Here is a 24,342-nt window from a genome sequence, read left to right on the forward strand (position 1 = left end):
ATAATTAGAGTAAAAAAGCTACGGCCAGCGGCCGGAGCTTATCGCGAAATTGGTGCGCCATACCGAGTAATTCAGTAACGGCGAAGTCGGGGGCATCGTCATTCTCGTAGCGCCACTTTACGGCAAAAGCGTTGAGAATGGTGGCCGCCGACACATCATCTTGGCTGAACGCTACCTAGCCAGCCAAGCCGGTGGCCAAGCTGGTCAGTTCATGGATAAACGGAGCGGGCTTATTGTTCACTAACAGCGCAGCCTTCAAATATTTTTCGGCCGCTTGCTGGCAACTGAAACCGATGCTCTCGTACAGGTGCGGCGAATGCTGTGCCAATGACTCCGCAGTTTCCATGTCGCGGTCGGCCGCACGCAAAAAAGTGAGCACTTGCGCTTGAATAGGCGTCTTAGGCTGCTGCATACAAAATCCGGCCTTTATCTACCGCTTCGGCTTCTACGGTGTAAATGCGGGCCACTGCTTCAGCCAATTCCTGCGGCGTCCGAATAAAAATATCCATCGGCGGCATCTCCCCCCCCCAAAGCAAGTGCCGCACCGTCAGGTCCCGCTCAATTCGCTTGGCCTCCGCGTTCTGCTTGATGATCAGCAAATCCAGGTCCGAGTCGTCGGTGGGCGTACCGTAGGCGTAGGAGCCGAATAGGATAATCCGGTCGGGCGAGTAGCCCGCCACGATGCGGGCCACCACGGCCTGGATTTGCGCTTCGGTTATCATCAGCGGGTAGCTTGGAATGGAAGAAATAGGAAAGCGCCGGCTGGGGCCCTGGTTGGGGCCCCAGCCGACTGGGGCTAGTCTTGCTTTTTGGCCAGCTCCGCCGTTTCCTTGATTTGGCCGTCGGCCACGGCTTCCTTGGGCTTGTTGAAGGCGCGGGCCACGAGGTCTTTTTGCTCCTTTACGTGGATTTTGTTGTAGCCGGTGGCCGGCGAGGCCGAGGGCTTGCGGGCCACCACGTCCTCCAGCTCGCGGCGCATGAAGCGGAGCAAGTAGTTCCAGTAGCCCATGTTCTCGGGCTCTTCCTGCACCCAGTACACCTTGGCTTTGGGGTACTTGGCCAGCTCGGCCTGCAGCTGCTGCTGCGGGAAAGGGTGCAGCTGCTCCACGCGCACCAGGGCCACGTCGGTGCGGTTGCTAGTGCGCTGCTCGTCGAGCAGGTCGTAGTACACCTTGCCCGAGCAGAGCAGCACGCGCTTCACTTTCTTTGCTTCGGCGTAGTCGTCGGCCAGCACTTCGCGGAAGCGGCCGCTGGTAAACTCGTCGAGCGGCGACACGCACAGCGGGTTGCGCAGCATGCTTTTGGGCGACATCACCACCAGCGGCTTGCGGAAGCTCCAGGTGAGCTGGCGGCGCAGCAGGTGGAAGAAGTTGGCCGGCGTGGTCACGTTGGCCACCACGATGTTGTTCTCGGCGGCGAGTTGGAGGAAGCGCTCGGGGCGGGCGTTGGAGTGCTCGGGGCCCTGGCCCTCGTAGCCGTGGGGCAGCAGCATCACTAGGCCGTTCATGCGCTGCCACTTGCTCTCGGAGCTCACCACAAACTGGTCGATCATGGTTTGGGCCCCGTTGGCGAAGTCACCGAACTGCGCTTCCCAGACCACCAGGGCCGTGGGGTTGGCCATGCCGTAGCCGAATTCAAAGCCCAACACCGCGTACTCGCTCAGCAGCGAGTTGAAGATGCACAACTGCTCGTGCTCGCCTTCCAGCTGGTTAAGCGAGTTGTAGGGAGCGCTCGTTTCGGCGTCGTGCAGCACCGCGTGGCGGTGTGAGAACGTACCGCGCTGCACGTCCTGGCCGCTCACGCGCACGATGTGGTTTTCAGTCAGCAGCGAGCCGTAAGCCAGCAGCTCGCCGGCGGCCCAGTTCAGCACGCGGGTTTCGTAAAACATCTTGCGGCGCTCGCGCAGCAAGTTGTCGATCTGCTTGATGGGCTTGAAGCCGTCGGGAATCGTGGTCAGGGCCTTGGCCACCTTCGCCACCACTTCCTCGGCAATGCCCGTTTCGGGCGACTGCGCAAAGTCTTCGTTGGTGCTGCGGCGCAGGCTACGCCACTCGTTTTCCAAAGCCTGGTACTTATACGGCAGCGGCTTCTGCTTCACCAGATCGAGGCGGGCTTGCAGCGTGTCGCGGAACTCCTTGTCCATCTGGCTCGCCAGCTCAGCGTCCACGTCGCCGCGCTGCACCAGCGTGGCGTTGTACACCTCGCGCGGGTTCTGGTGCTTCGAGATGATGTTGTAGAGCGTGGGCTGGGTGAACTTGGGCTCGTCGGACTCGTTGTGGCCGTGGCGGCGGTAGCACACCATGTCGATGAAGAAATCGGCGTGGAACTGCTGGCGGTACTCGGCGGCCAGCTGGGCGGCAAATACCACCGCCTCCGGGTCGTCGCCGTTCACGTGGATCACCGGCGCGTCAATCATCTTGGCCAGGTCGGTGCAGTAAATCGACGAGCGGGCATCCTCAAAATCAGTGGTAAAGCCCACTTGGTTGTTGATGACGAAGTGCACCGTGCCGCCGGTTTTGTAGCCCTCCAGCTGCGACATCTGGGTCAGCTCGTAGCCGATGCCCTGGCCGGCCAGCGCCGCGTCGCCGTGGATGAGGATGGGCAGGATTTTGTGGTAGTCGCCGCCGTACTGGTGCTCGATTTTGGCACGTACGAAGCCTTCCACCACCGGGTTCACCGCCTCCAGGTGCGAGGGGTTGGGGGCCAGCTTGAGGTTAACTTTCTTGCCGTTCGCCGTTTCCACCTCCGACGAGTAGCCCATGTGGTACTTCACGTCGCCGTCGCCCATTGTCAGGTCGGGGATGGCCGTGCCCTCAAACTCCGAGAAAATCTGCTCGTAGGTTTTGCCCATGATGTTGGCCAGCACGTTCAGGCGGCCGCGGTGGGCCATCCCGATCATCACCTCCTGCACCCCCAGGTCGGCCGCTTTGCCGATGATGGCGTCCAGGGCCGGGATGGTGGTTTCGCCGCCCTCAAGCGAGAAGCGCTTCTGCCCCAAGAACTTAGTGTGCAAGAAGTTCTCGAACACCACCGCCTCATTCAGCTTCTTTAGGATGCGCGTTTTGTACTCCACGCCGGGGTTGAAGGCCAAGGCTTCGCGCTCGATTTTCTCGCGCAGCCAGTCTAGCACCTTGGGGTCGCGGATGTACATGTACTCGAAGCCCACCGTGCCGGTGTAAATCTTTTCCAGCGCCGCGATGATGTCGCGCAGCGTGGCCTGGGGCCCCAGGCCTAGCGTTTCGCCGTTGCGGAAGACCGTGTCCAGGTCGGCGTCGCTCAGGCCGAAGTCCGACAGGTCGAGGTGGGGCTGGCGGTCTTTGCGCTCACGCACCGGGTTGGTTTTGGCGCGCAGGTGGCCGCGGCTGCGGTAGGCGTGGATGAGGTTGCGGACGGCCGTTTCTTTGTCGCTGGGCGCGGCTTCGTTGCCAATCAGGCCTGCGGGGGCGTTGTTGGTGGAGGCCACGGTGTTCAGCACGCCGTAGTCTTTGGGCTGGGGCCCCGCTGGGGCAGCGGGCGTGGTTACCGGGCCGGCGGGCGCAGCGGCGCCGTTGCCGTTGGTGGCCGGTGCCCCCTCGGGCGGGAATTGCTGCGAGAAATCAAACCCTTCGAAAAACTTGCGCCAGCCGAAATCCACCGATTCGGGGTTTTGCTGGTACGCTTGGTACAGGGCTTCGATAGCCACCGCGTCGGCGTTGGCGATATAAGAGTAGGAATCCATGGGCAGAAGTGCTAATGCTGGGTGGGTGAGGCAGCGCAAAAGTAAAAGCCCTGAAAACAAAGCCCAAACCTATAACCGGATTTACAAATTGGCTTGCTAATCAAACCAATATGATTCGATTTTACTACCGATGATGCCCCTTTGTATTGGCAAGCTATTAATAAAACGTCATTTTGTTTATTAATGCTCCCTTGGGGGCCCCTATTGCGACGGAAATGGTTTGCGCTGGTCCTTAATCCCTTGCCGGGCCGGCCCAGTGCGCCACGGTGCGGGGCGCGCCGTCGGGCGTGTACAAAAGGCTGAGGGGCTGAGCGGGGTCGCGGTTGACGTCGGCGGGGGTGATGCCCCAGCGGTGCCACAGCTCGGCCAGGGCCTGGGCATAGGCCCCGTTTTCCCAGGGGTTGAAGATGGCCACGCCCACGTCGTCAATCAGCGCATCGAACACCAAGTGGGTATCGCCGGGGCGCGGGTGGCGCGGGTAGAGGTCGGGCACCATGTGCAGCAGGTGCGCCGCGTAGTACACCCTGGCCTTGAACTCGGCCACCTGCACCGGGTGCAAAGGCCGCCGGGCGTCGGCGTACACCTGGCGCATGGCCTGGCCAATCAGGCCAATATCAGCCAGGCAGGCCACGAGCACCGACCGGCCCATTTTAATGCTGAACACCAAGGTGTTGAGGTCGTCGTCGTACTCAAACGGCACGGTGTCCTCGGCGGGGTCCACTTCCAGCACGAACACCGAGCCGGGCACGAAGTCGGCGTACTCGGTGGGCACGCGCAGGCCCTGGAGCAACTGGAAAAACACCTGGAACTTGCGCAGCAGCGCCGCGTTTTCGGCCAGCGGGTAGCGGGGCCGGATGAGGGGCTCGAACTCGGTGAGCAGCTCGGTAATGAAGATGCCGTAGAACATTTTGCCTAGCCACAAAAACAGCGTGTCGTCGCCCAGGGCGCGCAGGGCTTCGGGGCCCTGGGCAGCGGCGGCGGCCACAGTTTCCTCCAGTTCTGCTAAGCGCGGGCGCACGGCCGCGCTGGTCGGCAAGCGCAGGTCGCGGAAGGCCACGGTGCTTTGGTCGAGCAGCTGAATGGGCCGGTCGGCCAGGTCGTAACGGGCTTGTAGCCAGTCGGCAAATACGGGCACGGTATCGTGGGGCCCCACGGGCTGGCCGCTGAGGAAGCACGTGGCGGGGCCGAAACGCATGCCCTCAAACGGGTCGTAGGGTGTGAGGTCGGCAGGGGTGAAATCGGGCATAAAAGCAAAAGCGCGAACCTAGCCGCGGCGGGCGGCAAAGTTCGCGCTTCTGCTTTTAGTTGTCCGTTGCCGGGTTGCTCGAAATAGTCTTACTATTTAACAACCAGCAACCTAGGCTTACCGCGAGAGCGAGTTAGCAGCTTTGCGCAGCAGCAGACCCAGGTTGCCGAGCGGGCCGGCGTAGCTGCCGGGGGCCGTTTCGGCTACCTTGATGGTTTCGGCGCTGAGGCTGGCCAGCAGTTCGGCTACTTCGTGCGAAGCGGCGTTGGGGTTGCTCAGCAGTTCGCCAAGCTGGCTCACTTCCTGGGTGATTTTGGCCAGGCCGGGGCGGTCGGAGGCGGCCAATACGGCGGCCCAGCGCTCAATTTCGGTGCTGCCGGGGCCTTCGGCTTTGGCGGGCAAGCCGTTGCTAAGCAGGGCGATGGTATCGTCGAGCACGGCGGTGGCCTGCTGGTCGCTCACGGGCATGGGCTGCGGGGTGGGCTGGGCGGCGTTGGACGGGGTGGCGGCGGTAGAATCCATGGGGAGGGTATTTAGAGGGATTATGTGGTGGGCTATACTTGCCGGCCGCCCAAAAAGTTGAAAAGCCACCACTCGCTCCCCCGGTTGGGTTACCTTTTAGCAGTACGGTTGATTAACGGGTGAATTCTCACTCCACTAACATTTAAACTTACCGCACCATGCAAGTTTCCTTCAAAACCCTGATTGCTGCCGCCGCCGTTGCCCTGTCCGCCACCGCTTGCAGCACCGACACCACCAAAACCACCGAGCAGACCCCCGAGGGTGCTACCACGACCACCACGACCAGCGTGGAGCCTTCGGCCGACATGAATGCCGCTGGTGACAAGATGGACGCCGCTGGCAACAAAATGGAAGCCAAGATGGACGCCGCTGGCAACAAGATCGAAGCCACGGCCAATGAGGCCGGTGCCAAGATGGACGCCGCTGGCGAGAAAATGGGTGCTAAAATGGACGCCGCCGGCGACAAAATGAGCGCCAATGCTGCCGAAGCCAAAGCCGACACCAAAGACGCCCTGAACAAAGCCGGCAACCGCATGGACGCCATGGGTGACGCCGCCGCCAAGTCGGCCCGCGAAACCAAAGCCAACATGAAGCAGAGCATGAACAACTAAGCAACCGGCTCGCGCCGCTGCGCCAAAAGCCTGGGCCCCAGTGGGGTTCAGGCTTTTTTTATGTGTCAAAATTGGTCATACTGACCGCCCGCGATACTTCCTGGCTGATTCAAACAGCCCCTCAGCTGGTGGCTACTTCCAGCAGTACCTCGTAGTAGGGGCGGCCCAACATGCGGGCGCGCAGCCAAGCGTAGAAGCTCTGGATTTGCAGGTCTTCGCGCTCTAAGGGCCAGAATTCGGGCATGCGGGCCACTTTTTGGGCAAAGGCGGGGCGCTGGGCCACGGCGGGGTCTTCCAGGATTTCGTGCACCAGGGCCAGGTAGCTGAGCACGTAGCGGTAGGGGCCGCCGGCCGCCGGGGCCCCATCCGGCCCGGCCGGGAACCGCTCGCGCAGGCCGCGGTCGATGGCCCGCAGGCGCCCCAGGGCCACATCGGCCGCGCCCAGCTCAAGCTGGATGAGCAGCTCGCCGAGGTTGCGGTTTAGCAGCCACTCCAGGCCCAGGTGCTGCTCCAGCCAGTGGTCGGTGCGGCCCAGGCGCAGCAGCACGTGGTTGGCCTTCTGGAAGCTGCCTTCGGCGAAGTAGTGAAACGTGAGCTGGAGCCGGGCCGTGAGGGCGGCCAGCTCGGGCAGGGCCGGCGCGGCGCGCAGGGCTCCTTCGAGCAGGGCAATGCTCTCGGCGTTGCGCTGCAAAAAGGCGTAGTTGGCGGCCAGCAAAAACGTGAACCGGGGCCCAAACTCGGCCAGCGGCCGGCCGCCGTCGGCCAGCACGGCCCGCCCCTGCTCGAGGTAACGCACCGACTCGGCGAAGTGGCGCGTGCGGTACAGGGCATGGGCCAGCATGTAGAGCAGCCGCAGCTGGTAGCCGCGCTGGGCCGGCGCGAAGCCGTGGCGGCGCGCCATCAGCCCGTAACAGCGCTCGGCAAAGGGCGCGAACGAGGCAAAATCGCGCCGCACCAGCATGCCGCTGCGCGCAATGCTCAGCAGCCGGCACAGCAGCGAGGGCGAGCGGGCGAAGGCTTCCTGCAAGTCGTACTCGGCCAGGATTTCCTGCACAATGGCGTCGAACGCCGCCGCCGGGCGGCCCTGGGTGCGGGCCTCGCGCAGGCGGTGGCGCAGCAGGCTGTCGGCAATGTTGGCGCGCTCCTCCTCGTCGGCGGCTTTTTTGTTGGCGTGGCGGCGGCGCAGCACGTCGGGCAGGGGCTCGGCGTGGGGCGTGCCGGCGTGCTGGATTTGCAGGTTGTACACCGCGTTCAGGGCCTCGTACTGCTCGTGGTCGCGGGCCTGCTTTTCGGCCTTGCGCAGCGTGCCCCAGGCCAGGCGCGGCACGCCGGCCCCGAACAGGTACTGGGCCAGGGTGAGGTGGCCGCGCACGGCGGCGGCGGCCGTGGCATCGTGCTGGCGCTGGCGCAGCACTAAAAAATCGGTGAGGTGCAGCAGCAGGCGCTTGCGCACGGCGTAGTAGGCCCCGGCGTTGGGCGCGGCCGGGTAGAGGCGCGCCACCAGGGCGGCGGGCGCCAGGGCGGGGCCGGTGAGCAGCTCGTAGAGGCGCACATCTTGCCGGCCGGCCACCCGCTGGCGCTGGCGCAGCAGAAAGCGCGCGAACTCAATGCGGTCGTCGGGGCTGAGGGTGAGCAGGGCAGTGCGGAGGTCGTCCATGGGCTGCAAAGGAAGCGCACAACCGGGCCCGATTTTACCGAGGCCCGGGAATATAGTGGTTTGGCCAAATATCGAATATTATTCATTCAAATAGCTGATAATCATGGGGTATTTTACCCTTGCTTGGCTGGTGCAAAAGTCCGACAACCTGATTTTTTGGTGAACGGAGCGAGCCCGGGGGCCCCACACCTTTGGGCTACCTCTTCACCTAACCCCCTCCCCCATGTCGCTCCGTCTACTTTTCCTGTCCCTGGCCCTGCTGCTCGCCGCCGGCCGGGCCCGCGCCCAAGACCTACTCACCAAGCGCAACGGCGACGAGGTGCAGGTGAAAATCCTGGAAATCACGCCGCTGGAAGTGAAGTTCCGCCGCACCGACAACCCCGACGGCCCGCTCATCAGCGTGTACAAAACCGAGGTGTTCATGATTCGCTACGCCAACGGCGCCAAGGAAGTGTTTGGGGTTGCGCCCGCCCCAGGGGCCCCGTACCTGGCCGGCCCGCCGCGGCCCGCGGCCCCCGCGCCCACCCCGCACACGGGCCCCGACGTGCCCGGCGACGTGGTGTTCCCCGATGAGGAAGTGCACCTCAGCGGCCCGCGCATTGGCTTCACCGTGCTCACCGCCGGGCCCCTGAACCGGGGCCGGCAGGAGGCGGGCTACCACGACCTCAACCCGTTCCTCACGCAGTTTGGGTGGCAGTTCGAAACGCGCTTGTTCCGGCTCCCCAACGGCGTGAGCGGCCTGGCCGAGTTCGTGCCGCTGGTGGGCGGGCTGGAGCAGAACAAGTTCATCCCCAGCATCAGCGGCATCCTGGGCATCCGGGGACCCAAGGGGTTCGAATTCGGGCTGGGGCCCAACCTGACGCCCCTCGGGGCCAATATCGTGCTGGCGCTGGGCACGTCGTTTCGCAGCAAGAGCGGCCTCAACTTCCCCGTGAACCTGGCCGTGGTGCCCGGCAACGGCGGGGCCCGCATCAGCCTGCTGGTGGGCTTCAACTCGCGCCACCGGTAGCAATCAAATTATTGAATATCAGTTACTTGATTTATAAAACCATGCAAAAGATCTTGTTGCTACTCGTGCTGGTGGGGGCCTTGCGGCCCGCCCGCGCCTCGGCCCAGGCGGCCCCCGGCCCCGATACCATTTTGCGCCTCGACGGGCAGGAAATCCAGGGCCGCGTGGTGGTCCTCACGCCCACCGAATTGCGCTACCTGCCCGCTGCCCCGGCCCCGCCCGATACGCTGGCGCTGCCCGTGGCCGAGGTATTTCTCATCCGCTACGCCAACGGCACCCGCGAAGTGCTGCACCCCGAAACCGCTAACGCGGGCCCCGCCGACTTGCTGCTGGGCCTTAATACCCGGCAGCGGGATTCACTGGGCCGACGCGACGCGGCCACGCACTACCGCAACCCGGGGGCCTTGTGGGGCACATTCGGGGCCACCTTGTATGCGGGGCCAATAGTTGGCGTGGTGATGCCGGCCCTCGTGGGCCGAGCCAGCGTGAAGGCCCGCAACCTCCGGGCTCCGCAGCCGGCGTTGCTCGGCGACGCCGATTACCAACGCGGCTACCAGCAGCAGGCCAACCGCACCAAGCACCAGCAGACTTGGACCGGCTACGGCACCGGCGTGGGGGCGTGGGTAGTACTGGTGGCCGTGATATTGTCAGCGGCTATTTCTAACTGGTAAAGGGCATTGGGGCCCCACAGCTTCGCTTGACTACCAGCTAACTGCTCACTTCTATTATGAAAACCAAATCTTTACTATTCGTTTGCGGGGCCCTGCTGACCGGCTGCACGGTGTATGCGCCCATGCAGCCGACCGTGACCACAATCAGCCGGGCGGGGCAGGTGGAAACGAGCGCCTCCGTGCAGCTGAGCGGGCGGGTGGAAGCCGGGGCCCTGTATTCGCCGCTTCCGCACGTGCTGGTGGAGGGCAGCGGCACGTACCGGCCGCACCTGAGCGGCGGCGATTCCACGTTTTTCAGTACCCGGCAGTGGGAGGCGGGCGCCGGCACGTACTGGCTCCTAGGCAAGTCGTGGCTGGTGAGCGGCCTAGCGGGCGGCGGCTACGCGGCCACCGAGCGGCTGTCGAATGAGCCGTTTGGAAAAACGCCGCTGCTGCGGGCGCGCTACGGCAAGCTGTTTGGCCAGGTGGGCATCGACTACTGGCCCTTCCGCAACGGGTCCTGCGGCGTGGTTTACCGTTTCACGCAGTTGCGTTTCGATGAGCTGACGTTTTACCAGCCCGCTTACCAAGGCTCCGTGGCAAACCGAGTCATGGGCCGCCACGAGGTACTGGTGTACGGCCGCCGCGGCCTGGCCTGGGGCCAGCCGCACCGCTGGCAAGTTCAGTCGGCCATTGGCTGCTCGCTCGGCACCCGGCCGCTGCACACCGACGAGCCCTTCGAAACCACGCGCATCCGCTTCCCGGTGCTGCTGCTCAGCATGGGCTTGGTGTATTGCCCGGCGCTAGGGCGGGCGGATGCCCACTCCGCCGGCAAGCGCGCCGAGTAGCCGCCGGGGGGCCCAATAAAATTCTGGCTTCCAACCGGCCGGCGCTAACCTAAGCAGAAGCGTGGCCGTACAACTGCCCATAACCTTCCTTCCCACCCCGCATATTTCTTCAACCTTAAATATTCCCCGTCATGGACGTTAACAGCAACAAAATCAACGACGATACCGAACTGCAAGGCCGCGGCAACTGGAACCAGCTGAAAGGCGAAGCCAAGCAGAAGTGGGCCGGCCTGACCGACGACGACCTGACCTACGCCGATGGCAAGCAGGACGAGTGGTTTGGCAAGCTGCAAGAGAAAACCGGTAGCACGATTGACGAAATCAAGAACTGGTTCAACGACAAAACCAGCAGCGCTGATACCCAGGCCGGTGTGAAGAGCACCGAGTACCAGGCCCGCGGCAACTGGAACCAAGTGAAGGGTGAAGCCAAGCAGAAGTGGGGCAACCTCACCGATGATGACCTGACCTACGAGGAAGGTAAGCAGGACGAGTGGTTCGGCCAATTGCAAGAGAAAACCGGCCACGCCATTGACGACATCAAAGACTGGTTCCACAAGACGTTCTAAGTTAACCCGAGTCCTTCCTTTCCCTTGAAAAGTGCCTCTTCCGTTCCGGAGGAGGCGCTTTTTTTTAGCCCGCTGCCCATGCGCTACGTTTCCCTCGACCTCGAAACCAGTGGCTCCGACCCGTTGCGGCACCAAGTGCTGGAGTTGGCCGTGGCCATCGAAGACACCAAACGCCTGCGCCCGCTCGAGGAGCTGCCCACCTTCCGCCGCCTACTGGTGCACCCCGAGATTGTGGGCACGCCGGGGGCTCTGGTGCTGAATGCGCGCCTGCTGGCCGAGCTGGCCGACCCCGCCCTGGGGCCCCCGGCCGAGCGCTGCACGCCCGCCGAGGTGCTGCCGCAGCTGCGCGAATTCCTGGTGGCCCAAGGCTTCCGGCCCGACCCCAAGGACCGGGTGCGCTTCATCCTAGCGGGCAAAAACGTGGCCGTGTTCGACCTGTTGTTTTTGCAGCAGCTGCCGGGCTGGGGCACCATCATCAAGTCGGAGCCCGCCACCATCGACCCCGCGCTGCTCTACCTCAACTGGCGCAAAGACAGCCGCTTGCCCAGCATGGCCATTGCCAAGGCGCGCGCCCAATTTGAGGATACCACCGTGGCCCACGAAGCCTTGGCCGACGCCCTGGACGTGGTGCGCTTGCTACGCCCGTTCTACGAATTTGCGGTGTACAAGCGGGTGCGCGGCGAGGAGTAGGGCCCCGGCGGGCGGCGAACTACTTTTGAAGCCCGCCGCGGGGCGGCCCCCGATGTTGCGTGGGGCCCCGCGGCCGCTTTCACTTCCCCCAGCCTTTAGCCTTTCCCGCCGCTCGCCCTGTGCAAACCATCACCGAAGAGGCCGCCGCGCAGCTCTGGGACGCCTTTCGCGGCGGCGAGGCCCGGGCGCTGGCCGCGCTCTTCGAGGCGTATTACGATGCCTTATATGGCTACGGGCGGAAGCTGACCGGCGACGAAGAGCTGGTGAAGGACTGCATCCAGAACCTGTTCCAAAAGCTGTGGCAGCGGCGTGCCGGCCTGCGCGCCGTGCAGGTGGTGAAGGCGTACTTGTTTAAGGCCTTCCGCCACCACTTGGCCGACGAAACCCAGCGCTTGCAGCAGCAGCACGCGCTGCCCGCCGGCCCTGACTTGTTTGAAGTGACCTACTCGCACGAGGAGTTTCTTATCGCCGAGCAGCGCGACGCCGAGCAGCGCGCCCGCCTGCTGGGGGCCCTAAACCGGCTATCCAAGCGCCAGCGCGAGGCGCTGTACCTCAAGTTTTTCGACGGCTTTTCTTACGAGCGCATTGCTGAGGTGATGGCGCTCAATACGCAATCGGTGCGCAACCTGGTTTTTAACGCTTTGAAAGCCGTCCGGCAGGTGATGCTGACTGCCTTAGTGCTGTGCCTGCTGGGCGAAGGCTAAAATCGGTGCGCCTGGGGGCCCTGCGCCGAAGCCTTTTAGGGCGGTGGCAAAAATATTTTTCGGAAGCAATGAGTATAAAAGCCGCCGGAGGCCGTGATGAATACGAACGGGGCACGATGACTTTACGAAGCTGCCGCGCCCGGCCCGGTTAGGGCCCCACGTTCCGCCTGCCTCTCGCTTATGGCCCACGCTACTTACACGACTGACGATTTCCTGGCCGACGAATCCTTTCAGGCATTCGTGGCGGCGAGCGACCCCGCGGCCGTTGCGTTCTGGCAGGCCTGGGTGGAGCAGCACCCTGCCCAGGCGGCGGCATTCCACGAAGCTGCGGCGGTGCTCCAGCTACTGGTTACTAGTCGCCCTGCCCCCGCCCCAGCGCCCCTGAAACAGACGGAGCTGGCCAAGCTGTGGCACGCCATGGAGCCCACTGGGGCCCCCGAGTCGCGGCTGCTATTGCGCAGCCGCCGCGCCACTCGCTCCCGGTGGTGGGCCGCAACAGCCTTGATAGCCGTCGTGCTATCAGTGGTGGCTGGCTTGGGTTTATGGCCGCGCCCCGCGGCGGCACCTACTTGGACGCGCTACGCCACGGCCGCCGGCCAGCACCGACAAGTGGGGCTGCCCGATGGCTCCCGCGTGGTACTGAACGGCAGCTCAGAGCTACGAATGACCGCCACCTGGCAGCCGGGCCAGGCCCGCGAAGTGTGGCTAACGGGCGAAGCTTATTTTGATGTTCAACACACGGCTCCGGCTGAGCTGAAGGCGGTGGCGGGGGCCCCGGCGCAGGTCAAGTTTACGGTGCACGCGGGGGCCCTCGACGTGGCCGTGCTCGGCACCCGGTTCGACGTGCTGAGTCGCGCCGGCACCACCAAAGTGGTGCTCAACAGCGGCCAGATTGAGTTGCGCCGCACGGCCGGCCCGCCCGAGCCGCTGCTGATGCAACCCGGCGACATGGTGGAATTCGACGCTGCTGCGCCCCGGGGGGCCTCGCCAAGCGCGCCGTGCAACCCGCCTTCTATTCGGCTTGGGCCAGCGGGCACCTCGACTTTAACGACACGCCGGTGGCAGAAATCATTGCCATGCTGGAAGACACTTATGGGTTGCAGATCACGCTGGGCAACCCCGCCTTGCGGCGGCAGAAGCTGACCGGCTCAGTCCCCAACCGCGACGTGGACGTGCTCCTGGATGCGCTTGGCAAGTCATTGGATGTCAAAGTACACCGCGCCGGCAACCGCGTGCGACTTGATTAATTTTTGCGTAATTTCTCCTACCCTTTCCCCTCTCCCGCCCATGGTTCACTATACTCAATCGTTGAAGCTGCTGCCCCTGCTCCTGGCCGGGGGCCTGGCCGGCCGGGCGCAAAGCCCCGTGGTGGCCATGCTGCGGCCTGTACAAAGCGCGCCGGCCCCGGAAGCTGCCCCTAGCCAGGCCCGGGCCCGGGGCACGTCGCTGGAAAGCCTCCTGCAAGCGCTGCAGAAAGAGCACCACGCGTTTTTCCTGTACCGCACCGAGCTGGTGCGCAACAAGTTCGTGGACCTCGACGCGCGCACTTTCCCCTCCTGGGAAGATAAGCTGACCTACGCCGTAACGACGAGCGGCCTGCGGGTGGAGAAAACCGACCGCAACGTGTACGTCATCTCGGGGCCCAAATTGCCGGGCCCCCAATCGCAAACGATTGCAGGAGGCCCCAGCGCCCCGGCCGAAGAGACAGCAACCACCAGCCCGGCCGCCGTGCCCATTACCGGCCGCATAACGGCCCCCGACGGCAGCGGCCTGCCCGGCGTAACGGTGCTCGTAAAAGGCACCACCAACGGCGTGTCGACCGACGTGAACGGTAACTTCACCCTCAGCCTGCCCGATGCCAACGCCACGCTGGTGATATCAGCTGTGGGCTTCGTGACGCAGGAAGTGCCGCTGCAAGGCCGCACGCAGGTGAACGTGGCGCTGGTGACCGACGTGAAGGCCTTGGAGGAAGTGGTGGTACTGGGCTACACCACCGAGCGCAAGGCCGACCTCACTGGCGCCGTGGCCCAGGTGAACCAGCGCGACATCAACGCGCTGCCGGTGACCGGGGTCGCCCAGATTTTGCAGGGCAAGGCGGCGGGCGTGTCCATCACGGCGGCCACCGGGGCCCCGGGCGAGAACATCGCCGTGCGCATCCGCGGGGTGGGCACCATCAACGACAACAACCCGCTCTACATCATCGACGGCGTGCCGACCAAGGACGGCATCAACCAGATTTCGCCCAACGACATCGAGAGCATCAACGTGCTGAAGGATGCCTCGTCGGCCGCCATCTACGGGGCCCGGGCCTCGAACGGGGTGGTGGTGGTGACCACGAAGCGCGGCAAATCGGGCAAGCCGCGCCTGAGCGTGAGCGCCTACAGCGGCGTGCAAACGGCCACCAACCTCATCAAAATGGCCAACACCGACCAGTACGTGGCAGCCTACAACGTGGCCGCCACCAACGACGGCCGGGCCCCCATTCCGGCCGCGGTGGCCGCCACGCTGCCCAACGTGAACTGGCTGAAGGAGGTACTGAAACCCGCCATGCAGCACAACGTGCAGCTCGACGTGAGCGGCGGCGGCGAGAACTCGCAGTACATCGTGTCGGGCAGCTACCTCACGCAGGACGGCTTGGTAAACAACTCGTCGTATGATCGTTACAATCTGCGCACGGCGGTGAGCAGCTCGCTTTCGAAGTATGTAAAGATTGGCACCAACGCGAACCTGTCGTATGCTAAAACCCGGCAGGTGGGCGCCTCCGGCGACGGCTTCGGCGACGGCAACCCGGGGGCCAGCATCGTGCGCTTTGCGCTGTTCCGCACGCCGGGCACGCCGGTGTACAACGACCAGGGGCAGTTTGTGGACTTGCCCACGGCGGGCGGCCAGCCGGCCTCGGCGTTCCTCGGCGACGGCATCAACCCGGTGGCCCTGGCCGACGCCACGGACCGCAACTTCAACGCCTACTCGGTGCTCGGCAACGCCTACGTGGAGGTGACGCCGGTGGCGCACCTGCGCATCCGCTCGGACTACGGCATCACGTTCCGCATCACCGATTATAAGCAGTTTTTCAAGACCTTCGGCATCGACCGATCGTTCAACTCGCCGGCCCAGCTGGCGCAATCCAACACCACCGATTTCAATTTCAACTGGACCAACACGGCCGTTTACGACCTGTCGGTGGGCAAGAGCACCTTCGCTATTTTGGTTGGCAGTGAGGCCATTAAGAATAACTCCCGCGGCATCTCGGCCTCGCGCCGCGGCTACGTCGATCAGTCGCCCACGTTCCAGTACCTCGACAGTGGCACGGGCATCCAGCAGAACGGCGGCGGCGAGGCGCACTCCACGCTCCTCTCGGGCTTCGGCCGGCTGACCTACGATTACGACGGGCGCTACCTGGCCACGGTGAACTTCCGGCGCGACGGCTCGTCGCAGCTTTCGCCCGGCCTTAGGGCCCAAAACTTCGTTTCCGGCTCGTTGGGCTGGAACCTGGCGCAGGAAGAATTCATGCGCAACCTCAAGTCTATTTCGCTGCTGAAGGCGCGCGTGAGCGTGGGGCAGCTCGGCAACTCGGCCATCGGCAACTACCCCTACGCCTCGTTGGTGGGCAACACGGGCTACTACCCGTTCGGGGGCGTTTCGACCCAGGGCTTGAGCATCGTAACCAAGGGCAACCCGGACATTCGGTGGGAAACCAGCACCCAAACCAACTTCGGTCTCGACCTGGGTTTGCTGAAGGGGGCCCTGCAACTGACGGCTGACTACTTTATTAAGAACACGTCGAACGTGCTGCTCTTTTTGCCGCAGCCCAGCAGCGCCGGCAACGGCGGCAACCCGGCCGTGAACGCCGGTAAAATTCAGAACAAGGGCTTCGAACTGGAGGCGAGCTACCGCAACACGGTGGGCAAGAACTGGACTTACGGCCTGAGCGGCAACCTGGCCACGCTGCGCAACGAGGTGATTTCGCTGGGCAGCGCCTCGCCCATCGTGGGGGGCCGCATCGACAACAACTACTACGCCACGCTGACCACCGTGGGCCAGCCCATTGGCTCGTTCTACTTGCTGCAAACGGAGGGCATTTTCCAGACCGCGCAGGAGGTGTTCACGCACGCCTACCAGGGCCCCGGCATCCAGCCGGGTGACGTGAAATTCAAGGACATCAGCGGGCCCGACGGGACGCCCGACGGCGTGATTGACGGCTTCGACCGCACCTTCGTGGGCAGTCCCATTCCGAAGCTGACCTACGGCCTGACCGGCAACGTGAGCTTCAAGAACGTGGACCTAAGCGTGTTCTTCCAGGGCGTGCAGGGCAACAAGGTGTACAACCAGGTGAACACCGACATCGAGGGCTTCTACCGCGCCTTCAACCTGACCGAGCGGGCGGCCACCAACTACTGGACGGGCCCCGGCAGCACCAACGAATTCCCGCGCCTGTCGTGGACCGGCGCCTCCAACAACAAGCAGCCCTCGGACCGCTTCCTGGAGGACGGCTCGTACCTGCGGCTGAAGAACGTGCAGCTCGGCTATACGTTCGGCGACAAGTTGCTTTCGCCCCTGAAAATTAGCTCGGTGCGCATCTACGCCAGCGTGCAGAACCTGCTGACCTTCACCAAGTACACCGGCCTCGACCCCGAGCAGGGCACCAACAGCAACTCGGCCGGCGACGGCGTGCGGGCCACGGGCATCGACTTTGGCACCTACCCCTCGGCGCGCACCTTCACGGTGGGCATCAACGCTGGCTTCTAACCGCTTCGCTCGCTGATTATCATGAAAATCCAACCCACCGCCCTCCTGCTGGGGGCCCTGTTAGTTACCTCGGCCGGCTGCAACACCTTCCTCGACCAGCCCGTGCTGGGCCAGTACGAAGCCGGCCAGTTCTTCACCTCCGACACCAACGCCATCCTGGCCGTGAACGCCGCCTATGTGCCCCTCTCGTTCCGCGACGCCTCGTCGAACGCGCTGTGGGTGCTCGGCGACGTGGCCTCCGACGACGCCGTGAAGGGCAGCAACCCCGGCGACCAGGCCGACTTCGAGAACATCGATATCTTCAACATCACGCCCATCAACGCGGCCGTGGAGGCCCAGTGGCGGCGCTACTACGACGGCGTATTTAAGTGCAACGTGGTGCTCGACGGGCTGCCCGCCGGCAACACCAGCATCACCGCCACGGTGCGGCAGCAAGCGGTGGGGCAGGCGCAGTTTCTGCGGGCCTACTACTACTTCCAGCTCGCGGCTATTTACGGCAACGTGCCGCTGCGCCTGAAGGTGGAAACGCCCGAAGAGCTGCAGAGCCCGGCCGTGCCCCAGGCCCAGATCTACGCCCAGGTCGAAGCCGATTGCCAGGCCGCCATGGCCGCGCTGCCCGCCACCTGGACCGGCGCCGACGTGGGCCGCGCCACTAAGGGCGCCGCCATGGCGCTACTGGCCAAAACCTACCTGTATGAGCAAAAGTGGGCCCTGGCCGCCACCACGGCGCAAGCCGTCGAAGCCTCGGGGACCTACAGCCTGCTGCCGGTGTTCGCCAACAACTTCCGGGCGGCGACCAAGAACAACGCGGAAGCCATTTTCTCGGTGCAGCACACCGCCGGCCTCAGCCCCAACCAAGGCAACAACCTCAATCAATGGTTTGCCCCGCGCCCGCAAAACGGCTACGGCTTCTTCTACCCCACCCAGAGCCTGGTGGACAACTTTGAGCGTACTTCGGACGGCGTAGTGGACCCGCGCTTGGATTACACGGTGGGCCGCAGCGGGCAGTCGTTTTTCGGTGTGCCGTTTGACCCCAGCTGGAGCAGCACGGGCTACGTATCGAAGAAGCACTTGCAGCCGCTGACGGAAATTCCGACCAACACCAAGGGCGACGGCAACCTGAACTACCAGGCCATCCGCTACGCCGACGTGCTGCTGATGGACGCTGAGGCGTCGAACGAAGCCGGCAACAGCGCCAACGCCTTGAAAGCCCTCAACCAAGTGCGCAAGCGCGCCCGCGAGAGCTATATCTATGATACCACGCTGCCCAACGCGGGCACGGTGCCCACCGGCCTGCTGCCCGACGTGACCGTGACCGACCAGGCCCAGCTGCGCGACGCCATCCGGCGCGAGCGGCGCGCCGAGCTGGCCCTAGAGTTCCAGCGGTTTTTCGACATTACCCGCTACGGGCAGGCTTACGCCCAGCAGGCGCTGGCCGACCGGCCGAACTTCAACTACGCCCGCAACCGGTTTTACCCCATCCCGCAGAGCGAGCGGGACACCAATAAAGGCTTGTAGCCACCCGCTTCTTCCCCCTCCCGCCCAACTATTTATCAGGCCATGAAAAGCGCTAGATCTTACTTGTTTATGCTGTCCGTGCTACTGCTGGGGGCCCTATTGGGCACCTCGTCGTGCTCGAAAACCGACGACAGCGCCCCGGTGGGCAACGCCGACACCACCCGGCTCTCGGCCTTGATTGACTCCGTGACGCTGGGCTACACCGCCGCCGCCGAGGGCACCAAGCCCGGCGCCTACGCCCCGGGCGCCAAGGGGGGCCTAAAAACCGCCCTTGACCTGTCCACCGCCACCAAAAACGACCCCAGCTACAACCAGGCCGCCGTGAACGCGGCCACCGCCAACCTGCGGCGCGCCGTGGCGGTGTTCCGGTCGGCGCTCATCCAGGAAGTATCGGTGGCCAACCTGGTGGCGCAGTGGAAGTTTGAGGGCAACGCCAACGATGCCACGGCCAACGCCAACAACGGCACGCTGAAATCGGGCCCCACGGGCCCCGGCACGGCGCCCGGCGACGGCGGCACGCTGCCGGTGCTGGTGGCCGACCGGTTTGGCCAAGCCGGCCAGGCCTACGAGTTCACTAACGGCGCCTACATCGAAGTGCCCTACCAAGCCGCACTCAACCCCCAGGCGCTCACTATCAGCCTGTGGTGCAAGCGGTTCGACGACAATGACAATAACTACCTGCTGTCACTGAACCGCTGGACGGGCTACAAATTCCAGCTCCAGGGCGCCGGCAAGCCGTTCATCACCGTCACCACTACCTCCACCATTGCCGACAAGGACGCCGAATCGGGCATCGTGCCCGTGAACGCTTGGACGCACGTGACGGTGTCGTACGCCGACGGCAGCATGAAATTCTACATCAACGGGGCCCTGGTGAAAGCTTGGACCGACGTGAAGGGGCCCCTGAAAACTGTGCCGCAGCCTGTGCCGCTGTGCATCGGCCAGCAGCTACCTAAGAGCATCTACAACAGCGCACCCACGGGTGGCCAGGCGGCTGGCTACTTCGAGTACTACGGCCCCGCCTACTTCAAGGGCCAGCTGGACGACATCCGCTTCTACAACCGCGCCCTGACCGACGCGGAAGTGCAGTCCATCTACACCATCGAAAAATCGCTGTAACCGTGCCGTAGCTTGGACTCTACGAGTCCGGGCGTTGCGCCTCTTGCCTCTTTAATCGCCGGGACTTACAGAGTCCAGGCTTACCTATTGCCCAATTAGGGCCCCACGTTCTTCACTGTTTCCCTTTCTTTCGCATGCGTATTTCCACGAGCCACACTCCTTTTCTTACCAGTAGCGTTGCCATGCTAGCCCTGCTAGCCAGCTGCAACAGTTCGCCCAGTACCGCCACGGTGGCCACCGCGCCCAGCGCCGGGGCCCCAGCTGATACCGCCGCCATGGCCACGGCTGTCAGCGGCAACGATTGGGCCCTGCTGAACTTCACGAAAGTGGACAGCGCCAACCCCATCATGGGCCCCAGCGCGGTAGGCAAGTTCACCGACCCAGTTCTGAAAAGGACCGTGCTGTGGGAAGAGAAGGACGTGTTCAACCCCGCCGTGGTGGTGCGCGACGGTAAGGTTTACATGCTGTACCGGGCTGAAAATAAGATTACGACCTTCGGTAAAGCCTCGCGCGTGGGCCTGGCCAGCAGCACCGACGGCGTTCACTTCGCCCGCGAGGCGGCGCCCGTGCTCTACCCGGCCAACGACGCCCAGAAGAAGTACGAAACCGGCGGCACCGAAGACCCACGCGTGGTGGAAGACGCCAAGGGCACCTACTACATGACCTACACGGCCTACGACGGCAAGCTAGCCCGCCTGCACGTGGCCTCTTCGCCCGACCTACGGCACTGGACGAAGTACGGCAACGCCTTCGCCCAGGCGGATGGCGGCAAGTATCTGGGCAAGTGGAGCAAATCGGGCTCCATTGTGTCCACGTACGAGCCCGACGGGCGCATCGTGGCCACCAAAATCAAGGGCAAGTACTGGATGTACTGGGGCGACGCCCAGATCTGGCTGGCCACTTCCGACGACCTTATCCACTGGACGCCGCTGGAAATGGCGCCCGGCGAGAAGCCGCCCGTGCCACTGCGCGACCAGGCCCTCACCCTGCCCAACCTGAAAGTGGTGCTGCCCACCCGCGCCGGCAAATTCGACAGCGACTTGGTGGAATCGGGCCCCCCGGCTATGCTCACCGACCAGGGCATCCGGTTGATCTATAACAGCCGCAACGTGCCCTCGTTCGGCGACAAGTCGCTGCCCGAGGGCACCTACACCGCCGCCCAGGCCCTGTTCGACAAGAACGACCCCACCAAGCTACTCCAGCGCACCGATACTTACTTTATGCGCCCCGACAAGCCCTACGAGAAGACCGGCCAGGTCAACCAAGTGGTGTTCCTGGAAGGGCTGGCGCGCTACAAATCCAACTGGTTCCTGTATTATGGCACTGCCGATTCCAAAATCGCCGTCGCCACCCGCCCAGTAGAGTAGGCTGTAGCGCGGACTTTGTAGTCCGCGGCTTTCGCTTCGTCCTACCGATTACTGTGCAGCGACCGGGCAGCGCCGTGGACTACAAAGTCCGCGCTACATTCTGCTAGCAATACTACACCTGTCAACTCTTTAGCCTAGCTTATGCAACCAGCCGCCACGGCCGCTACCACGTCCCAAACCGCTTCTTTTACGGAGAAAAAGTACGTGCCGACGCTGATTTTCGTCTCGTCGCTGTTCATGCTTTGGGCCATTGCCATCACCATGGGCGACGTACTCAACAAGCACTTTCAGAACGTGTTGCACGTGAGCAAGGCCAACTCGGGGCTGGTGCAGTTTTCGATTTTTGGGGCCTACGCGGTGATGGGCATCCCGGCGGGCTTGTTTATGAAGCGCTTCGGCTACAAAAACGGGGTGCTGCTCGGGCTGGGGCTGTACGCGGTGGGCGCGTTCCTGTTCGTGCCGGCCGCCAACGCTGGCTCGTTTGGCTTTTTCCGGGGGGCCCTGTTCGTGCTGGCCTGCGGGCTGGCCACGCTGGAGGCCGTGGCGCACCCGTTCATGGCCGTCCTCGGCGACCAGCGTACCAGCGACCAGCGCCTGAATTTTGCCCAATCCTTCAACGGCCTGGGGGCGGTGGTGGGGCCCCTGCTGGGCAGCTACTTCATTTTGGGCGGCAGCGCGGCGCACGCCAGCGGCGATTTATCTTCGGTGAAAACCATGTACACGGTCATCGGCAGCGTCATCCTGGGCATCGCCGTGGCGTTTTCCTTCGTGAAGGTGCCGCCCCTCTCCGACGCCCACGCCGCCCCCGCGCCCGCCGAAGCCGAGGCCGGCTTCTACTCCGGCACGGCCGAGGTGACGCCCGTGGCCAAGGGCTTATTGCAGCACCGCCACTTCGTGTGGGCCTGGGTGGCGCAGTTCCTCAACGTGGCGGCGCAGGGCGGCACCTGGGCGTTTTTCATCAACTACGGGGTCGAGAAAATGCACTTTTCCGACAAGGTGGCCGGCAGCTACTTCGCCCTGTTCATGGTGCTGATGATGACCGGCCGCTTCGTGGGCACCTTCCTCATGCGCTTCATCGCCCCGCCCAAATTGCTGGCTACGTTCGCCTTGGCCAACATCGCCATGTGCTTAGTGGTGGCTCAGAGCTGGGGCTGGCCGTCGTTCATCTGCCTGCTGCTGGTCAACTTCTTCTTCAGCATCATGTTCCCCACCATTTTCAGCCTGGGCATCAAAGACCTGGGGCCCCAGACGCCGCAAGCCTCATCGGTGCTGGTGATGGCCGTGGCCGGCGGCGCCTTCTTCCCCTTCCTCATGGGCAAAATCGCCAACCACGACATCGCCGCCGCCTATTACCTACCCATCATCTGCTACGCTTTCATTTTCCTGTTCGGCGCCCGCTTATATAAGGTCCGCTAGGGGCCCTACAAATCGTCGAACAAATCGGCCCACTCCAGCGCCAGGCCCGGCAGCGTGGCCACCGGCATGGGGCCCGGCGTGGCGTACTCGGCGGCCAATTCGTACCGCTCGTTTTCCAGCACGTAGGCCGTCACCGTGTTGATGCCGGGGAACACAATCCAGTACTCGCGCACCCCGCTTTCCTGGTAGAGGTCGAACTTGGTTTTGGTGTCGTGGCCGGCGTTGCCGGGCGAAAGGATTTCAATAATCCAATCGGGGGCCCCCACGCAGCCGCGGCTGTCAATTTTAGTTAAGTCGCACACCACGCAGATGTCGGGCTGCACTACAGTGCGGATTTCCTCGTCGCCATTGCCGCCGCCCGTGGTCAGGCGTACGTCGAAGGGCGCGGCATACACCCGGCAAGCTTTACCTTTTAGGAAAGGGTGTATTTCGGCCACCAAGTTGGTGGAATACTGCTGGTGGCGGGGACTGGGGCCCGCCATTGGCCGCAGCAGCTTGCCCTTCACCAACTCCACAAACTCGGTGAACCGCCAGCTCAGATAGTCGGCGTAGGTGTAAGACTGGTTCGGATCGAGTTGCGAAAGCTGGGTGATAACGGCCATTATCGAAGTCTTTGGTGCTTAGTAAAGATAGCGCCCGGCGTTACCGGCCCCCGCCCGCGTACTCCGCCAAATACCCAAACCGCTCCATCAATTCCCCATCCCGGGCAATGGTGGCGCGGGCCAGCACGCCGCCCGCGTCGTCATTGAAAAACTGGGGGAACACGTGGTCAAGCAGCTGGCGGCCGAAGTCGCGGCTGGCGTTGCGGGGCAGCTCGCAGGGCAGGTTATCCACGGCCATCACGGTGATGGTTTGGGGCCCCGCGTAGGGCGGCGCCAGGGCCCCGGTGGCGGGGTCGTAGTCGTAGGCCGGGTTGGGGATGGTGCTACTGCACTGCGTGACGGGGATGGAGCCGTTCACGTCGCAAGTCACGTCAGCGATGGTGTTGATGCGGAAGTTGGGGCCCCGAGTGTCGGCCAGCTCAAACAGGCGCGGGGCCGCCGGGTGCCAGAACGCGCAGGCAATCAGCAGATCGGTAACGGGCGCGAACAAGCCGAACGTGGATTCGTAGGCTTCCGGGTGCTGGTGGAAATCGGGCGTGTCCCACACGCGGCCGTCGCGGCGGCGGTTGTAGTCGCCCGAGCCCAGTTGGGCGTACACCGGCTCGCGGAAATCGTGGTAGAGGTAGTCGTACACGCTCACCCGCCGGATGCCCACGCGGTCGAGCACCTCCAGGGCCCCCTGGGCCACGCGGCCGGTGCCGGTCACAGCGATTTTGATGGGCGGCAGCACCTTCACCTTGAAGTATTCCTCCTGCATGTCGTCCATGTCCACGCACTCGTGAGCGGGCTTGAGCGCAAACAGGCCGTGCTTGCGGCCGTAGGTGAGCAGCCCGTTGTAGGCCCCCACGATGCCGGCGTAGCGCCCGAAAGCCACCACCCGCTCGCCGCGCTCGTTGGTAATCAGCTCGTAGTCAATAAGCTTGATGTGGCGGTCCAGCACCGCCCGCAGCAGCGGCTGGTTGGCGGGCTGCGCCTTGATGGTGTGCGAGAAGAACAGGTACGTTTGGTGCGGCAGCAACTGGCCCACGGGCACCTCCTTCACGCCCAGCAGCACATCGCAGCCGGCCACGTCGTCGCGCACCTCAATGCCCAGGTCGCGGTATTCCTGGTCGGCGTAGCTGCGCAGCGGGCTGCTTTGCACGATGATTTGCAGGCCGGGGAACGTGCTTTGGGCCTCCACGCACTTCTTGGGCGTGAGGGGCACGCGGCGGTCAGGGGGCGTTTTGCCCTCGCGGAGCAGGCCAATGGTGAACATAGAGCGGTTCTCAGGATGATGTACAGTACGGGAGTTATTTTTCCAGCGTGAAAGCCTATTCTCTTGATTTACGCGAACGTGTCGCGGCGGCTTGTACG

General features: G+C 63.8%; 23 protein-coding genes. 14 read left to right on the top strand and 9 right to left on the bottom strand.

Translation table 11 applies throughout. The features are described 5' to 3' along the window. Positions 1 to 4: 4 nt before the first annotated feature. The 6 genes from BEN49_RS27490 to BEN49_RS01990 all read right to left on the bottom strand — a co-directional run bounded on the left by BEN49_RS27490 (position 5) and on the right by BEN49_RS01990 (position 5,486). Entirely contained in the window at positions 5 to 154 is a 150-nt protein-coding gene (locus tag BEN49_RS27490) for a hypothetical protein (RefSeq protein ID WP_158022718.1), read from the bottom strand. A 21-nt stretch (positions 155 to 175) separates the two neighbouring features. Then, the gene (locus tag BEN49_RS01970) at positions 176 to 412 is read right to left on the bottom strand and encodes a HEPN domain-containing protein (RefSeq protein ID WP_070740014.1); all 237 of its coding nucleotides are present in this window, start codon (positions 410 to 412) and stop codon (positions 176 to 178) included. Further along, positions 399 to 722 carry a nucleotidyltransferase domain-containing protein gene (locus BEN49_RS01975; RefSeq protein WP_070740017.1) on the bottom strand — a complete coding sequence of 108 codons (324 nt, stop codon included), beginning with the start codon at positions 720 to 722 and terminating at the stop codon, positions 399 to 401. The genes BEN49_RS01970 and BEN49_RS01975 overlap by 14 nt, the downstream gene beginning before the upstream one ends. Before the next feature lie 74 nt (positions 723 to 796). Next, complete coding sequence (locus BEN49_RS01980; RefSeq protein WP_070740020.1) at positions 797 to 3,718, bottom strand: 2-oxoglutarate dehydrogenase E1 component; 2,922 nt, start codon at positions 3,716 to 3,718, stop codon at positions 797 to 799. Positions 3,719 to 3,950: 232 nt separating this feature from the next. After that, entirely contained in the window at positions 3,951 to 4,964 is a 1,014-nt protein-coding gene (locus tag BEN49_RS01985) for a hypothetical protein (protein ID WP_070740023.1), read from the bottom strand. Between the two features lie 117 nt (positions 4,965 to 5,081). Further along, on the bottom strand, positions 5,082 to 5,486 hold the full coding sequence (locus tag BEN49_RS01990; RefSeq protein WP_070740026.1) for a hypothetical protein: 405 nt from the start codon (positions 5,484 to 5,486) through the stop codon (positions 5,082 to 5,084). 158 nt (positions 5,487 to 5,644) lie between these two features. Between BEN49_RS01990 and BEN49_RS01995 the strand changes: the two genes are divergently transcribed. Beyond that, positions 5,645 to 6,097 (top strand): hypothetical protein, encoded by a 453-nt coding sequence (locus BEN49_RS01995; protein WP_070740029.1) that lies wholly within the window; start codon positions 5,645 to 5,647, stop codon positions 6,095 to 6,097. A gap of 121 nt (positions 6,098 to 6,218) precedes the next feature. Here the strand turns inward: BEN49_RS01995 and BEN49_RS02000 are convergent, their stop codons facing one another. Then, complete coding sequence (locus BEN49_RS02000; protein ID WP_070740032.1) at positions 6,219 to 7,754, bottom strand: hypothetical protein; 1,536 nt, start codon at positions 7,752 to 7,754, stop codon at positions 6,219 to 6,221. 223 nt (positions 7,755 to 7,977) lie between these two features. Here BEN49_RS02000 and BEN49_RS02005 point away from each other — a divergent pair, with 223 nt between their 5' ends. From BEN49_RS02005 to fucP, 13 genes are all read left to right on the top strand, one after another. After that, entirely contained in the window at positions 7,978 to 8,763 is a 786-nt protein-coding gene (locus tag BEN49_RS02005; protein ID WP_070740035.1) for a hypothetical protein, read from the top strand. A gap of 41 nt (positions 8,764 to 8,804) precedes the next feature. Further along, positions 8,805 to 9,434: a hypothetical protein gene (locus BEN49_RS02010; RefSeq protein WP_125916415.1), complete on the top strand. Its 630-nt coding sequence runs from the start codon at positions 8,805 to 8,807 to the stop codon at positions 9,432 to 9,434. Between the two features lie 56 nt (positions 9,435 to 9,490). Beyond that, positions 9,491 to 10,261: a hypothetical protein gene (locus BEN49_RS02015; RefSeq protein ID WP_070740040.1), complete on the top strand. Its 771-nt coding sequence runs from the start codon at positions 9,491 to 9,493 to the stop codon at positions 10,259 to 10,261. Positions 10,262 to 10,392: 131 nt separating this feature from the next. Then, positions 10,393 to 10,827, top strand: coding sequence for a CsbD family protein (locus BEN49_RS31140; protein ID WP_438831770.1), 435 nt, complete (start codon positions 10,393 to 10,395; stop codon positions 10,825 to 10,827). 78 nt (positions 10,828 to 10,905) lie between these two features. After that, the gene (locus BEN49_RS02030; RefSeq protein WP_070740045.1) at positions 10,906 to 11,517 is read left to right on the top strand and encodes a 3'-5' exonuclease family protein; all 612 of its coding nucleotides are present in this window, start codon (positions 10,906 to 10,908) and stop codon (positions 11,515 to 11,517) included. Between the two features lie 119 nt (positions 11,518 to 11,636). After that, entirely contained in the window at positions 11,637 to 12,221 is a 585-nt protein-coding gene (locus BEN49_RS02035; RefSeq protein WP_158022719.1) for an RNA polymerase sigma factor, read from the top strand. A gap of 180 nt (positions 12,222 to 12,401) precedes the next feature. After that, positions 12,402 to 13,364 carry a FecR family protein gene (locus BEN49_RS02040; protein WP_070740051.1) on the top strand — a complete coding sequence of 321 codons (963 nt, stop codon included), beginning with the start codon at positions 12,402 to 12,404 and terminating at the stop codon, positions 13,362 to 13,364. Further along, entirely contained in the window at positions 13,298 to 13,468 is a 171-nt protein-coding gene (locus tag BEN49_RS30725) for a DUF4974 domain-containing protein (RefSeq protein ID WP_158022720.1), read from the top strand. Before BEN49_RS02040 ends, BEN49_RS30725 begins: the two co-directional genes overlap by 67 nt. 40 nt (positions 13,469 to 13,508) lie before the next feature. Next, a complete protein-coding gene (locus tag BEN49_RS02045; protein ID WP_070740054.1) occupies positions 13,509 to 16,967 on the top strand; it encodes a SusC/RagA family TonB-linked outer membrane protein in 3,459 nt (1,152 codons plus the stop codon). Between the two features lie 21 nt (positions 16,968 to 16,988). Beyond that, a complete protein-coding gene (locus tag BEN49_RS02050) occupies positions 16,989 to 18,485 on the top strand; it encodes a RagB/SusD family nutrient uptake outer membrane protein (RefSeq protein WP_070740060.1) in 1,497 nt (498 codons plus the stop codon). 69 nt (positions 18,486 to 18,554) lie between these two features. Then, positions 18,555 to 19,604: a LamG domain-containing protein gene (locus BEN49_RS02055; RefSeq protein ID WP_070740063.1), complete on the top strand. Its 1,050-nt coding sequence runs from the start codon at positions 18,555 to 18,557 to the stop codon at positions 19,602 to 19,604. 182 nt (positions 19,605 to 19,786) lie between these two features. Beyond that, positions 19,787 to 20,971, top strand: a complete 1,185-nt coding sequence (locus BEN49_RS02060) for a glycoside hydrolase family 130 protein (protein ID WP_070740065.1) — start codon at positions 19,787 to 19,789, stop codon at positions 20,969 to 20,971. A 141-nt stretch (positions 20,972 to 21,112) separates the two neighbouring features. After that, positions 21,113 to 22,387: an L-fucose:H+ symporter permease gene (gene fucP / locus BEN49_RS02065; protein ID WP_070740067.1), complete on the top strand. Its 1,275-nt coding sequence runs from the start codon at positions 21,113 to 21,115 to the stop codon at positions 22,385 to 22,387. A 5-nt stretch (positions 22,388 to 22,392) separates the two neighbouring features. Here the strand turns inward: fucP and BEN49_RS02070 are convergent, their stop codons facing one another. Beyond that, positions 22,393 to 22,989, bottom strand: a complete 597-nt coding sequence (locus BEN49_RS02070; protein ID WP_070740070.1) for a Uma2 family endonuclease — start codon at positions 22,987 to 22,989, stop codon at positions 22,393 to 22,395. Positions 22,990 to 23,029: 40 nt separating this feature from the next. Further along, a complete protein-coding gene (locus BEN49_RS02075; protein ID WP_070740073.1) occupies positions 23,030 to 24,244 on the bottom strand; it encodes an NAD(P)-dependent oxidoreductase in 1,215 nt (404 codons plus the stop codon). Between the last annotated feature and the right edge of the window lie 98 nt (positions 24,245 to 24,342).

It is taken from the genome of Hymenobacter coccineus (assembly GCF_001816125.1).
GTDB classification, from domain to species: Bacteria; Bacteroidota; Bacteroidia; order Cytophagales; family Hymenobacteraceae; genus Hymenobacter; species Hymenobacter coccineus.

Excerpts from the sequence above, each read along its gene's own strand:
- BEN49_RS31140 (WP_438831770.1), top strand. The coding sequence starts at position 10,393 with ATGGACGTTAACAGCAACAAAATCAACGACGATACCGAACTGCAAGGC.
- BEN49_RS02045 (WP_070740054.1), top strand. The coding sequence starts at position 13,509 with ATGGTTCACTATACTCAATCGTTGAAGCTGCTGCCCCTGCTCCTGGCC.
- BEN49_RS30725 (WP_158022720.1), top strand. The coding sequence starts at position 13,298 with ATGCTGGAAGACACTTATGGGTTGCAGATCACGCTGGGCAACCCCGCC.
- BEN49_RS01995 (WP_070740029.1), top strand. The coding sequence starts at position 5,645 with ATGCAAGTTTCCTTCAAAACCCTGATTGCTGCCGCCGCCGTTGCCCTG.
- BEN49_RS02015 (WP_070740040.1), top strand. The coding sequence starts at position 9,491 with ATGAAAACCAAATCTTTACTATTCGTTTGCGGGGCCCTGCTGACCGGC.
- BEN49_RS01970 (WP_070740014.1), bottom strand. The coding sequence starts at position 412 with ATGCAGCAGCCTAAGACGCCTATTCAAGCGCAAGTGCTCACTTTTTTG.
- fucP (WP_070740067.1), top strand. The coding sequence starts at position 21,113 with ATGCAACCAGCCGCCACGGCCGCTACCACGTCCCAAACCGCTTCTTTT.
- BEN49_RS01990 (WP_070740026.1), bottom strand. The coding sequence starts at position 5,486 with ATGGATTCTACCGCCGCCACCCCGTCCAACGCCGCCCAGCCCACCCCG.
- BEN49_RS01985 (WP_070740023.1), bottom strand. The coding sequence starts at position 4,964 with ATGCCCGATTTCACCCCTGCCGACCTCACACCCTACGACCCGTTTGAG.
- BEN49_RS02005 (WP_070740035.1), top strand. The coding sequence starts at position 7,978 with ATGTCGCTCCGTCTACTTTTCCTGTCCCTGGCCCTGCTGCTCGCCGCC.
- BEN49_RS02055 (WP_070740063.1), top strand. The coding sequence starts at position 18,555 with ATGCTGTCCGTGCTACTGCTGGGGGCCCTATTGGGCACCTCGTCGTGC.
- BEN49_RS02075 (WP_070740073.1), bottom strand. The coding sequence starts at position 24,244 with ATGTTCACCATTGGCCTGCTCCGCGAGGGCAAAACGCCCCCTGACCGC.
- BEN49_RS02030 (WP_070740045.1), top strand. The coding sequence starts at position 10,906 with ATGCGCTACGTTTCCCTCGACCTCGAAACCAGTGGCTCCGACCCGTTG.
- BEN49_RS02060 (WP_070740065.1), top strand. The coding sequence starts at position 19,787 with ATGCTAGCCCTGCTAGCCAGCTGCAACAGTTCGCCCAGTACCGCCACG.
- BEN49_RS02000 (WP_070740032.1), bottom strand. The coding sequence starts at position 7,754 with ATGGACGACCTCCGCACTGCCCTGCTCACCCTCAGCCCCGACGACCGC.
- BEN49_RS02010 (WP_125916415.1), top strand. The coding sequence starts at position 8,805 with ATGCAAAAGATCTTGTTGCTACTCGTGCTGGTGGGGGCCTTGCGGCCC.
- BEN49_RS01975 (WP_070740017.1), bottom strand. The coding sequence starts at position 722 with ATGATAACCGAAGCGCAAATCCAGGCCGTGGTGGCCCGCATCGTGGCG.
- BEN49_RS02070 (WP_070740070.1), bottom strand. The coding sequence starts at position 22,989 with ATGGCCGTTATCACCCAGCTTTCGCAACTCGATCCGAACCAGTCTTAC.
- BEN49_RS01980 (WP_070740020.1), bottom strand. The coding sequence starts at position 3,718 with ATGGATTCCTACTCTTATATCGCCAACGCCGACGCGGTGGCTATCGAA.
- BEN49_RS02050 (WP_070740060.1), top strand. The coding sequence starts at position 16,989 with ATGAAAATCCAACCCACCGCCCTCCTGCTGGGGGCCCTGTTAGTTACC.
- BEN49_RS02040 (WP_070740051.1), top strand. The coding sequence starts at position 12,402 with ATGGCCCACGCTACTTACACGACTGACGATTTCCTGGCCGACGAATCC.